This is a genomic window from Rhizobium sp. CB3090 (assembly GCF_029714285.1).
Lineage (GTDB): Bacteria > Pseudomonadota > Alphaproteobacteria > Rhizobiales > Rhizobiaceae > Rhizobium.
The window spans coordinates 497,378-508,793 of record NZ_CP121663.1 but is presented as its reverse complement, the minus strand read 5'-3'; the positions used below and the strand labels follow the sequence as shown (position 1 = coordinate 508,793).

Genomic DNA, 11,416 nt, shown 5'->3' with positions numbered 1-11,416 from the left:
AGTCCCTCTACTATGACCAAAGATGCGCCCCGCCCATAAGCGAGGCGCAGACTTCATCCGATCAATCGGAGTAGATGAATTTCGCGACGTTCTTATCCGCGACATTCGACTTATCGATGACCGTGAAACCGGTACCGATCGAGGTCGGGATCGAGTTGCCGGTCAGATGGGCATAAGCCGAGATCAGACCGAAGTAGCCGATTTCTGCCGGGTGCTGGGCAATCGCGAGGTCAACAAGGCCGGAATTGATATTGTCGACGATCGTCGTCGGCGCATCGAAGGCGACGACGCGAATCTTGCCTGTCTGGCCGGTCTGCTGCACGCCGTTTGCTGCACCGAGAGCAGAAAACAGGTTGGCACCGAAAACACCATCGAGGTCCGAGTTGCGAGCGTAGACGGCCTGGAGCTGCGACGCCGCCTTGTTCGCATCGTCGTCATTATACTGTGTTTCGAGAACGGTGATGTTCGGATATTTCTTCATCTCGTCCTTGAAGCCCTGCTCACGCTGGTCGGTCGTCGAGATACCGGGCTTGACGTTCGAAACGTAGACTTTGCCCTTCTCGCCGACGGCTTTTGCAAGCGCGCGCGCAGCAATAGCCCCTCCGAGCAGATTGTCCGAGGCAATGTAGGAAAGCGGAAAATCGGCGTCGCCGCTGCCGGTTTGATAAACGCCGGTGCCGATGAACGTATCGACGGTGATCATGGGAATACCCGCATCGAAAGCTTTCTTCAGCGGCTGGATCAGCTGATCCTTGTCGGTTGGCGCAATCAGGATCGCATCCGGCTTCTTGGCGATGACGGCATCGAGAACGGGAACCTGTGTGACCGGATTGAAATCGGATGCGCCCTGGAACATGAGTTCAGCACCCACCGCCTTGGCGGCGGCCTCAGCGCCCTTGCGCATGGTGATATAGAAGGCATCCGTCGTGAGACCTGGAATTAGGGCAATAGTAAACTTCTTGTCTTGTGCCTTGACGCTTCCGGCGACAGCCGAAACACCGGTGGCAAGCGTTGCCACAGCAGTGGCCTTGAGAAATGAACGGCGCTCCATAATTACCTCCTCTTGAAACCAGACCTCCCCTGTCCGGCGGAATGGATAATCAGCGGCTTACAGCGGGCCGTCAAGTAATTTTTTTCTGCAACGAATTTCCATCATCTATTTGAAATTCCTAATCAATTAACCGGATTGGAGACACGACGTCCCCTGCCGTTGACGGAGTGTCTCACAGCGTTTTGAAGCCAGGTCCGAGCTTTCGTCGACCGCCCTGAAAGGCGGCAGTTTTCATGCCTGGCCGAACACCCTCGAAATCCAGGCCATCACATCGTCCATGTCCGGCTCCCTTGTTTGATCGACAGTCATCCACGGGCCGCATCCCATGGGTTCGGCACGATCGGCGAGCGCCACCAGTTCCGGGATGTATTCCGCTCCCGGATGGCCTGGCAGCCGGTCTTTTAAACGACTGCCGTACCGCTCCCCGGCAACGACGCCCGGGACCTTGCACCAAAGTTCTGCGACGCGGTCGACGCCAGCATCTTTGATATAGGCTTCGAGCACGGTCTTGGGCTGAAAGCCAAACCAGGCGTCGATGATGAAAGTAGACCCGGCCGGCGCCTCGCGAATTGCCAACCAAATAGCCTGATAGCTTGCCTTTCCGAGCATCCGGTTGAACTCCCGGTCTACGCCGCCGATGTGCTCCAGGAAGGGATTCTTGATGCCGTCGAGGGAAAGGACCGGCCATCCGGTGCGTTCAGACAGCAATTTGGCAAGACGGCTTTTCCCTGATGCAGGCACACCATTGACCAGCACGACACGCTTTTCGGCACAGCGGGAGACGCCTGAGAATGTCGATAGGGCGGCTCCGATGACCCCTGCGTCATCTCCGAGTTTGGCCGGTACGATCATTGGGCGAAACCACGGCGCCACCGCCGGAAGATCTGCAAGCGCTCGCGCCGCGTCGGAGCCGAGGCCGCCTCCCAATAGGATGATTTCCGGATCCATCGTTGCGGCTATGTTATCGAGCGCTACACGCAGGGGTCCTGCCCAAGCGCGTAACACCGCCCTGGCCGTCGCATCTCCGCTTGAGGCCATTTCAAAAATATCGGCAATGGATAAGGCCGACAATCCCGCTTCGTTTATGTGCCGGCGCAGCGCTGTTCCCGAGCTGAAGGTTTCCACGCAGCCGCGTCTTCCGCAGGCACATTCGGGACCATCGTGTTGAACGCAGATATGGCCGAACTGCCCGGCGGTCCTGTGGCCGTGATAGATGCTGCCGTCCTGGGCAACCGCGCCACCGATCCCCGTTCCGATGGTCAGCATGGCGACGCTTTGAAAACCTTTGGCAGCACCGATGCTCATTTCGGCAATGAGCGCCATGCTGCAATCATTTTCGATGACGACCTTCTTGCCGAGACTTGTCTCCAACTGATCGACGAGGTCCATGCCGGCCAGATTCAAAATGCCGCCGGATAAAACCGAACGATTTGCAATGTCGACACGGCCGGGAACGCCTACGCCAAGACCGACAACATCGGCCATGTCGAGTTCCTGCACCATCGCCTTGACGCGCTCGAAGACCTGCCGCGGATCGGCCGGTGTCCGCTCCGACAGCTTTTTAAGGATTTCGCCTCGCTTGGAGACGAGAGCCGCACGAATATTCGTGCCGCCAATGTCCACGCCAATGGCTAATTCAGACATCTGCCTTCTGTCCCTGATCGGACTTAACGCCTTTGAAATGTGCTGCGATGACAGCTTGGATTTCGCGAAGCCGCGGAACAGCGACCGCTTCCAATCGGTCTCGCGTGACGGAACGGTCGAGCGAGATACAGTCTTTCCATAAGGACCGACCCGCAATGACGCCGGACGCACCGTTGCGCATGGCATCTTCCACCTGTCGCAAGAACGTCGAGTGGTCGACACCGGCCGACAATACCGCCCAGGGGACGTCCCCAGCAAGCCTCGTCACTTCCGCACAGGCTTCGGCAGTTCCAGGATACGGAATCTTCAGGACCTTCGCTCCGCAGTCCAGACAAATCTTGCTGCCGCCGACGACGAGCGAAGGCAACTTGGCCTTATAGTCCGCCTCGTCTTCGTCATCGAATTTATATGTCAAGAATTCGACGACCAGCAGCAGGTCTTCGCGGGCGAAATCCTCGATGCATTGGCGGAGGAGGTTGATGTTATGGCTGTTCGCCTCCTCCCGGTCCGCGCGGAAATAGACCATGATCTTGCCGCCGGTGGCGCCGAGTTGACGGACGCGACGGGCGGAAATGCCGGAAACCAGTTTGGAAAGGCGATACCCTTCTGACGACGTATCCCATCCCGATGCATCCAAGCCGATCAGAAGTGCGGTATCGCGTCTGATAATCCGGTCGTCGACCAGTGCGGGAACGGCACAGATCGGATCGACGAGAACGCAAGAGGCTTTGCTTGCAAGGAACATGGCAATATCGGCTTTCGTGTCGCCGAGGGTCTTGTCGGATATGGCAGCCTGCTCCTGCGGGTCGCTCGCAAGCAGGCTGCGCATGCCGCCGCGCTGATCGCAGGCGATCACCATCATGGCGCCGTCATGACCACAAATCTGTTGGTAGCCTCGCATTTCGGCTGTCGTCAACCTCGACATCTGATCCTCCCTTTGCCCATCCGAAACCGGATGCTGAAAGCGCGTCCCACCCCTCGGTTTGGAGGGGATGGTCAACGAAAACATGGAGAGCGCTCAGGAGCCTGCATAATCGTTGCGAAACCGGCTATTTTGAGCGATAACACCTCACGCGCCGACTATGTAACACATTGCAGAAAGGAATTTCAATCTGAATTCGTCTCAGTCGCAGGAGCCTGCAACGAACCGTGCATTGCTGCATATGGTTGCGAAGCTGCATTACCAATCTGATATGTCGCAAGTTGATATTGCCAAAAAGCTTGGATTATCAACGGCTACGGTCTCGCGGCTGCTCCAGAAAGCACGCTCGTCCGGCATCGTTCGGATCGAGGTAATCGATCTTTCTCCGTCGGAAGATTTGAGCGCGGCATTGGTTGAGGGCTTGAAATTGCGCAATGCTGTCGTGATCGATACGCCATCGTCGAACGTCCTTAGTGCACTTGCCCCGCCGGTCGGCTCCATGCTGCAACAGGCGGGACTGCGATCAGGTTCAACGCTTGGCATCGGTTGGGGACGGGCTGTTCGGGAAGTTACCTTTGCTGGTCTGCCGCAGTTGCCAGGTATTGCGACCGTTGCTCTTAACGGAGGGATGCAACAGGCAGCTCCGCATTTTCAGATCAACGAGTTCGTACGTCAGGCTGCGGAGCAAATGGGCGGAATTCCGCATTTTCTGCACGCTCCCTACATTTCATCCTCAGAGTTGCGCGATGCATTCCTCGCCGATCCCACGGTTCAGCAGGTGACGTCGCTATGGAACAAGCTGGATGCCGCGATCGTCGGCGTCGGTTTACCGCACGCTGCCAATCCATCCGAAGCGACGGCAGCCCTGCCGGGTGAAAAGGCCCTCAGTCACGCGGCAGGCGATGTTCTGCGCCACTACGTCACCGAGGCGGGCGAAATTCTTCATTGGGATGGCGAGGAGCGCATGATCGCCGCCTCCCCGCAACAACTGCAACGGATCCCCTTATGCATTGCGGTTGCGGCAACACCTGCCAAGGCACCCGGCATCATTGGCGCTGCGCGGTCGGGCATGATCAATGCTCTGGTAACGGACGCGAATACGGCCCATGCCATTCTCGATCGCTTATCCGCCGCCGACAAAAATTGAATCTTCGGCAACGCCAAGCAGTTTTCTTATGACTTGTATTTTATACGCTAATTTATAAATTTACGCATGCAATGTTTTTGCGTGACACAAAGCTCGAAAGAACTTGCTTTGAAATTGCGTTTGCCAGTTGCGCCTGTTTTCACGCGGACGCATAACAATCATTGGCGGGTATAGCGATTTAAAAAATTGGTCAACTACTGATGGAAAAACTGACGCATAAGACCATGGAGGATTTTGCGAAGTCCTGCGGCGTCTCTCGCCCTACTCTTTCCAAGTATTTTGATGATCCGACGAGCGTGAAGCCAGCGACACGCGCGCTCATCGAGGCGGCACTTCAAGCATCGGACTACCAGCCAAATCTTTACGCTCGAAACCTCAATCGGAAGAGAACCCGCAATATCGGCATTCTCGTTCCAGCCCTGACCGATCCCTTCTACGCCGAGATGGTCAACCGCTTGGAACTGCGGCTGCGCGATGAAGGCTATTGGCCGATCGTGATCTCCTCGCACGGCCTGCCGGAGCTAGAGGTCGAGGCAGTCAGCACCATGTTGTCATTGAAGGTGGCGGGTGCGATCGCAGCACCACTCGGGCAAAAATCCGATCCGCGCGCCTTTGAGAAACTCACGCAGAATGTCCCGCTCGTCTATTTCGACACCTATATCGAGGGCAACACCCCATTCATCGGCAACAACAATCACCAGAGCGTCGCGACAATCGTGGAATATCTCTGCCGATCCGGAGAGCCGCCGGTCTATTTCGATATTCCCCACGTCAATCACAACTCTCCGGAGAGATTGGCGAGCTATGTCGCCACTATGAAGGCTTCGGGCCACGAGCCGAAAGTGATCAAGACCATTGCTGCCTACACATGGGATTTCGAGCGCGTTGGGTACGAGCAAATGGACGCGATGCTCAAAGCCGGGAAGCTGTCATTCAAGACCATTCTCTGCGCCAATGATCGTCTTGCCTTCGGCGTCATGGCCGCCGCTTTCGCGCATGGGCTGAAGATTGGACGCAAAAAGGGCGATGACCTGCGCATAGCCGCGCATGACGATCACCCGTTGAGCCGCTATACCTGTCCGCCGCTGACGACGATGGCACAGGATTTTGCCTCCATGACTGCAAGCAGCGTCGACACGCTGCTGGCGCTCCTCGGAGATACGGACGCGCCAGTTCGCACGATCGCAAGCAAAGTCTCGCTGGATGGGACGCTGGTCATGCGGCAATCGGCATAGTGCAGCGTCGCGATCTCGCTTAGTCGGGATTTCTTTCGAAGTTCCACCAGGCCGCGACTGCTTCCTCGACAGCCGGCCGTGCGGCCGGTATGAACCGTCCCATCGACACAAAGCCATGAATCTGGTCCGGCCAATGGCGCGCCACCACACGAACCCCGGCCTCCTGCAACCGCGTGGCATATGCCATGCCTTCATCCACGAGAATGTCGTGGCCGGCCGTGGCGATGAATGCCGGCGCCGCCGCCGCAACAGTTTCAGCCAGCAAGGGTGAGACCTTCCAATCCACGACATCGGCTATGGTGCGGATGTAGTGGTCGCGAAACCATTTCATCGTCGCCGCCGTCAAACCGAAGCCTTCACCGTAGCGGCGATAGCTCTCGGCCGTCTGCCTGGCATCAGTGTTGGGATAGAGCAGCAGTTGTGCAGCAATGTGCGGGACGTCACCTGAACGCGACATCAATGCCAGCACGGCCGCAAGATTGCCGCCGGCGCTGTCGCCGGCGACCGCGAGCCGTTTGGGATCAACGCCGAGTTCCGTAACAGTCTCCGCCATAAATGCCAGGGCCGCCGCACATTCCATCAGTCTAGCGGGAAACTTGTGCTCGGGTGCCAAGCGATAGTCCGGGCAGACCACGGTGCATTCGGCGAGATTGGCGAACCATCGGCAAATCTCGTCGTGAGAGTCGAGATTGCCGATCACCCAGCCGCCGCCATGAAGATAAAGTAGACCGGGACCATTCTTGGAAGGCGCTCCAATGCCGCGATAGATGCGCACGGTGATCGGGCCATTGGGGCCGCTGATCTGACGATCCTCTACCGATGCAACCGCTTCGCGGGAGCCCTGAAGCGCCGGGATCGCAGCATTGTAGTCCATGCGAGCTTCCGAAGGTATGCGGGCTTCAAATGGCCGAGCTTTTGCCATCTTGCCGATATCGAGAATGCATTGCGCGCCTTCGTCGAGATGGTCTGCCACGTCAATCCTCCGTTCGGCGATCAGGCCAAAAGGCTGTGCGCCTCATCTTCACCAAGAAGCGACGGCGGTTCCAAGCCACCGGTGACTTCAACCGACCGTCCGCTCTGCCCGGAGGCGAGAATGGCCTCCATGATCTCGAGCACATGAAGGGCAAGCTCCCCGGATGCGCGCGGCGGCCTGTTTTCGGTAAGTGCACGCGCCATGTCGGCAACGCCGAGCATACGATAATTTGCCCGGTCCGGCGCCGCAAACGGCCAGTTTCGCTCGCCGTAAAGCTCACCATCACTTTCGAAATCTTGCCACTCGGCGCCCTGTTCGAACAGAGAGACAGTACCCCCGAACGTATCCGGATCCGGCAGGCGCAGCGAGCCTTCGGTGCCGTGCAGCTCGATCGGATGGTTGGAATGGCGAAACACATCCCAGGATGCGCCGAAATTGACGGTCGCACCGGATTGAAATTCGAGCAGCGACAGAACGTTGGTCGGCGTCCCAACCTTGAACGTGGTGTTCTTGAAGGGGCCTTCCGCGGTGATGAGGCGTTCGTCCTGACCTTTCGTTGCCATCGCCATGACGCGCACCACCGGACCAAGCAAATTCACCATCATGGTCAGGTAATAGGGTCCCATATCGAAAACCGGGCCGCCGCCAGGTTGATAATAGAATTGCGGATTGGGGTGCCAGTGCTCCATACCGCGCCCCATCATGAAAGCCGTGCCGCTGACGGGGCGACCTATCGCGCCCTCCTCCATCAGGCGGCGTGCCCGCCGGCCTGCCGCCCCGAGGAACGTATCGGGCGCCGAGCCGAGCAGCAGGCCCCGGCTTTTCGCCTCCGCCACCAAAATCCGACCATCTGCCGCCGATGTTGCCAGCGGCTTTTCCGTGAAGACATGCTTGCCGGCGGACAAGGCCGACATGGTGACGTCGAAATGCACCGCAGGCACAGTCAGGTTGAGAACGAGATCGACCTCGGGATCTGCAAGTAGCTGATCGACGCTTAGGCTGCGAATGCCGAATTCCCGTGCGCGAAGAGCCGCAGCGTTAGCCGAAATATCGGCGCAGGCGCTGAGCTCGATATCGGCAAACAGCGCGGCATTGCGCAGATAGGTCATCGATATGTTGCCGCAGCCGATGATGCCAATTCCAAGCTTTGTTTTTCCGTTCATTTTTCACAATCCTCCCTGGATCTGACGGCCGACGGATCATCAACAAGTGAACCGACCCGATGCGTCTTAAAGTGATTTAAAGCATCTTATTTCTTGACGCGCGACAATTTTTTATCAAACATGTGCTAATGCTGGCGCGGAGATTTTGGAGGGCGTCAGTCTTTCCTGGGAGGGAAACATGAGCGACTTCAAGAAAGTGCCGGCCGCTTCAAACGTGGCCGCAGGTTCCGTAATGCTCGACCGTCGCCAGTTGCTGCTAGGAGCCGCGGGCGCGGCGACCCTCGGTATCGCATCGGGCCTTGGAATGCGCCCGGCGCGCGCTGCCGACCGTACGGAGATCAGCTTTGCCAGCGCAAGTTTCTTCGGCAAGGAAGGGATCGGCGATCTCGTCAAGGCTTATAACGAGTCGCAGGACCGCATCATGGTCAAATTCATCGAACTCCCGCCGCCAAGTTCGTCGACCGAGGTCTACCAAGGCCTGATCCAGCAATTGGCGCGCCGCAACGGGACGCCTGACGTTTTCAGCCAGGACGTGATCTGGATCGCCGGCTTTGCGGCAGCAGGCTGGGCATTGCCGCTCGATCAGTATTTCCCGAAGGAAAAACGCAGCGATTATTTTCCGGGAACGGTCGCAGCCTGCACCTACAATGAAAAGCTGACTGCGCTTCCGTGGTTCGTCGATTCCGGCATGTTCTACTATCGCAAGGATCTCGTGGAAAAGCATGGCGGCAAGGTACCAGAGACCTGGGACGACATGGCGACGATGGCCGCTGCCGCTCAGAAGGCTGGTGATGCCAAGTTCGGCTATCTCTGGCAAGGCAAGCAGGCCGAGGTCCTCATCTGCGATGCTGTCGAGGTCATCACCTCGAATGGCGGCTCCATTCTGGCAGCCGACGGCAAATCGTCTGTGATTGGCGAGAAGGCAGCGGTCGAGGCGATCCAGTTCCTTTACGACACGATCAACAAGACGAAGATCAGCCCGCAGAACGTTCTTTCCTGGGATGAAGAGCCTTCCCGTCAGCCCTTTACCTCGGGCGAAGCGATGTTCATGCGCAACTGGTCCTACGTCTATCCGATCGCGCAGGACCCGAAAGCCTCGCATGTCGTGGACAAGGTCGCGGTTGCACCGCTGCCACATTTTGTCGGCGGGAAAAGTGCCGCGTGCCTCGGCGGCTATCAGCTTGGCGTCAACGCCAATTCCAAGAAGCGGGAAGCCGCGATCGAGTTCCTGACCTGGATGTCGTCTCCGGAAACACAGACCCGTCTTGCCTTGAATTTCGGCCTCGCGCCCTCGCGCCCCGCAATCTTCGAGAACGCGAAGCTGAAGGCCGAACAACCCTTCATGGCAAGTTTGCAAAACGTCTTCACCGGAGCCACGCCCCGGCCGATCACCCCGCAATATGCTAAGGTGACGCTGGCGTTGCAGTCCAGCATCTCCAAGGCTCTGGTCAGCGGCAACGTCCAGGCTGAGCTCAAGGCTGCCGCCGAACAAATTAACAAGATCGTTGCCTGATATGGCCACGGCATTGACGGCCCCCGCCGACAGCAGGATGCGAAGGTCAATGGGGGCGCTTCCGAGCGCCCTCTGGCCTTGGCTCCTGCTGTTGCCGGCCTTCATGTCGCTCGGATCGGTTTCCTTCTATCCAATCATCAACGGGGTCTATCTTTCCTTCACCAACCGGTCCCTGATTACGCAGGACAATGATTTCGTCGGCTTTGCCAACTATTTGCAATTGTTGGCGGACCCGCCGTTCTGGAATGCCTGGTGGCACACGATTTGGTTCACCGCCGCATCGACGGGGCTCGAGACGCTGATCGGCCTGGCTATGGCGCTGATCCTTTGCGAGCATTTCAGCGGCCGCGGCGTCGTCCGTGCGGCGATGCTCGTTCCCTGGGCAATGCCAACCGTCGTCACGTCTAAAATGTTTGGGTGGCTGTTCGACGGGCAGCACGGCATCATCAATTTCATCCTGCTCCACCTCGGTTTGATTGATCAGAATGTGAACTGGTATGGTGCGCCCGAAACAGCGCTGACGACGATCATCCTGGCCGATGTCTGGAAGACGACGCCCTTCATGGCATTGCTCCTGCTGACCGGCCTTCAGACCGTTCCGAAATCGTTGATCGAGGCGGCCCGTATGGACGGCGCCGGGGCATGGACGATCTTTTGGAATATCCGCCTGCCGCTGCTGCTGCCGACCCTGCTCATTGCCGGTCTTTTCAGGGCGCTGGATGCATTTCGCGTTTTCGATCTGGTCTATGTGCTGACCGGCGGCGGACCGGCCGATTCCACCGAAACGCTTTCGACGCTGTCCTGTAAGGTGCTCTTCTCGACACTGCAGTTCGGTTACGGTTCGGCCGTTTCGACCGCAATGTTCATCACCGAAGGCGTGATTGCGCTGGTGTTCTGTCTCTTCCTCGTCAGGCAGCTAAGGAAGACGACATGAACGGCAGCCGCTCCATCGTTCAGAGTGTCACGATCTATGTTGGCGCACTTCTCATTCTCATCTGGTCCGCAGGCCCGTTCCTGTGGCAGTTCTCCACCTCGTTCCAACTCGACAAGGCACTGACGGAAGGCACGCCGTCGCTGATCCCGCACCCGTTCACGCTGGAGCATTATTACAATGCCTTCGTGGAAAAGGGCCTGCACCATTATGTCTTGAACTCGCTTATCGTATCGCTCGCGACCACGGCTCTCTGCCTGATCGTCGGTTCGCTTGCCGCCTTTGCGCTGTCCCGTCTCGATGTAAAGGGGCGATTTGGAATCCTCATGGTCATCCTGTCGGTCTCGATGTTTCCGCAGATCGCGCTCGTCGGGCCGCTTTATCTGATCGCATCCGAGCTCGGACTTCTCGACACCTACCGAGCCCTGATCATCACCTATCTGGCGCTTGGGCTACCGCTCGTGACCTGGGTTCTGTTCGGCTATTTCGAAACGCTGCCGCGGGAGATCGACGAAGCGGCGCGCATGGATGGCGTGGGCGTGATCGGCCTGCTTTGGTATATCATCCTGCCGATGTCCCTTCCAAGCCTCGTGACCACTGGCCTGCTTGCGTTCATCACCGCCTGGAACGAGTTTCTGTTCGCGCTCGCCTTCACTTCCGACATCGACAGCCAGACCATTCCGGTGGGCATCGCCAATTTCACCAACCAATACTACGTGCCCTGGGGAGACATTGCCGCCGCGTCAGCGGTCGTCACCGTGCCGCTGATTGTTTTGGTCCTCTTCTTCCAACGACACATTATCGAAGGCCTGACGCAGGGCGGAATCAAGGAATGAC

Annotated in this window: 10 protein-coding genes; 5 read left to right on the top strand and 5 right to left on the bottom strand. The window is 58.0% G+C overall.

Translation table 11 applies throughout. The annotated features are described in order from the left end of the window. Positions 1 to 61: 61 nt before the first annotated feature. The 3 genes from QA646_RS21115 to QA646_RS21105 all read right to left on the bottom strand — a co-directional run bounded on the left by QA646_RS21115 (position 62) and on the right by QA646_RS21105 (position 3,620). Positions 62 to 1,051, bottom strand: a complete 990-nt coding sequence (locus QA646_RS21115; protein WP_283060199.1) for a substrate-binding domain-containing protein — start codon at positions 1,049 to 1,051, stop codon at positions 62 to 64. 231 nt (positions 1,052 to 1,282) lie between these two features. After that, a complete protein-coding gene (locus QA646_RS21110; RefSeq protein ID WP_283060198.1) occupies positions 1,283 to 2,695 on the bottom strand; it encodes an ROK family protein in 1,413 nt (470 codons plus the stop codon). Then, positions 2,688 to 3,620, bottom strand: a complete 933-nt coding sequence (locus QA646_RS21105; protein WP_283060197.1) for a tagatose-bisphosphate aldolase — start codon at positions 3,618 to 3,620, stop codon at positions 2,688 to 2,690. Before QA646_RS21105 ends, QA646_RS21110 begins: the two co-directional genes overlap by 8 nt. Before the next feature lie 238 nt (positions 3,621 to 3,858). Between QA646_RS21105 and QA646_RS21100 the strand changes: the two genes are divergently transcribed. Together QA646_RS21100 and QA646_RS21095 are read left to right on the top strand one after the other, a co-directional pair. Then, positions 3,859 to 4,764, top strand: a complete 906-nt coding sequence (locus QA646_RS21100; RefSeq protein ID WP_283060521.1) for a sugar-binding domain-containing protein — start codon at positions 3,859 to 3,861, stop codon at positions 4,762 to 4,764. A gap of 200 nt (positions 4,765 to 4,964) precedes the next feature. Then, complete coding sequence (locus QA646_RS21095) at positions 4,965 to 5,999, top strand: LacI family DNA-binding transcriptional regulator (protein ID WP_283060196.1); 1,035 nt, start codon at positions 4,965 to 4,967, stop codon at positions 5,997 to 5,999. A 19-nt stretch (positions 6,000 to 6,018) separates the two neighbouring features. Here QA646_RS21095 and QA646_RS21090 read toward each other — a convergent pair whose 3' ends face one another. Together QA646_RS21090 and QA646_RS21085 are read right to left on the bottom strand one after the other, a co-directional pair. Then, positions 6,019 to 6,972 carry an alpha/beta hydrolase gene (locus QA646_RS21090; protein ID WP_283060195.1) on the bottom strand — a complete coding sequence of 318 codons (954 nt, stop codon included), beginning with the start codon at positions 6,970 to 6,972 and terminating at the stop codon, positions 6,019 to 6,021. Positions 6,973 to 6,992: 20 nt separating this feature from the next. After that, on the bottom strand, positions 6,993 to 8,135 hold the full coding sequence (locus QA646_RS21085; protein WP_283060194.1) for a Gfo/Idh/MocA family oxidoreductase: 1,143 nt from the start codon (positions 8,133 to 8,135) through the stop codon (positions 6,993 to 6,995). A gap of 178 nt (positions 8,136 to 8,313) precedes the next feature. Here QA646_RS21085 and QA646_RS21080 point away from each other — a divergent pair, with 178 nt between their 5' ends. Genes QA646_RS21080 through QA646_RS21070 form a run of 3 tightly spaced genes read left to right on the top strand, consistent with a single transcriptional unit; the run spans position 8,314 to position 11,415 of the window. Further along, entirely contained in the window at positions 8,314 to 9,648 is a 1,335-nt protein-coding gene (locus QA646_RS21080; protein ID WP_283060193.1) for an ABC transporter substrate-binding protein, read from the top strand. A gap of 49 nt (positions 9,649 to 9,697) precedes the next feature. Continuing rightward, entirely contained in the window at positions 9,698 to 10,582 is an 885-nt protein-coding gene (locus QA646_RS21075) for a sugar ABC transporter permease (RefSeq protein WP_283060192.1), read from the top strand. Further along, positions 10,579 to 11,415 (top strand): carbohydrate ABC transporter permease, encoded by an 837-nt coding sequence (locus tag QA646_RS21070; protein WP_283060191.1) that lies wholly within the window; start codon positions 10,579 to 10,581, stop codon positions 11,413 to 11,415. The genes QA646_RS21075 and QA646_RS21070 overlap by 4 nt, the downstream gene beginning before the upstream one ends. The last annotated feature ends 1 nt before the right edge of the window (position 11,416 follow it).